Raw genomic sequence first — 570 nt, 5'->3', positions numbered from 1 at the left:
TCCCAATTTTTGTTCAGACTGCGCAAACGTTTCAAGTCAGCTTCATCTTTTGGTTGTTGGATGGCAATTTCAATAAGACATTCATCTTTTATGATATGGCGACGTGGAATATTATATTGTCGTGCTTTACGTTCACGCCACGCTGCTATTTTTTGTAATACGGCAAGTTCACGCGGTTTTTTAATTTTTCCTTTCACTTTTTTCCACGCTTCATTTTCCGGCATATCATAGGTTTTAGGTTCTAAAAGGACCGCTATTTCATCATCCATCCAGTGGGTGCGTTTATTTTTTTCGAGCTGTTTTTTCAGTAGGAGATAAACATCTCTTAGATAGGTTACATCAGCAAGTGCATAGAGTAATTGTTTTTCTGAAAGAGGACGGAAGCTCCAGTCTGTAAAGCGGGATGATTTATCAAGTTGATAACCCGTGCAGCGTTGTACAATTTGATCATAAGAGATAGAATCACCAAATCCACAGATTGATCCTGCTATTTGGGTATCGAAAAGAGGAGAGGGAATGACACCTCCAAGATGGTAAATCGTTTCAATATCTTGGCGTGCAGCGTGAAAA

General features: G+C 39.3%; 1 protein-coding gene. It reads right to left on the bottom strand.

Annotated elements, in window-relative coordinates:
- On the bottom strand, positions 1-570 hold a 570-nt coding region (locus ACFINZ_RS11860), incomplete at both ends, for a ribonuclease D (RefSeq protein ID WP_375701630.1).

It is taken from the genome of Bartonella sp. AA81SXKL (assembly GCF_042196945.1).
Classification (GTDB): domain Bacteria; phylum Pseudomonadota; class Alphaproteobacteria; order Rhizobiales; family Rhizobiaceae; genus Bartonella.
This window is presented reverse-complemented; position numbering and strand designations above follow the sequence as displayed.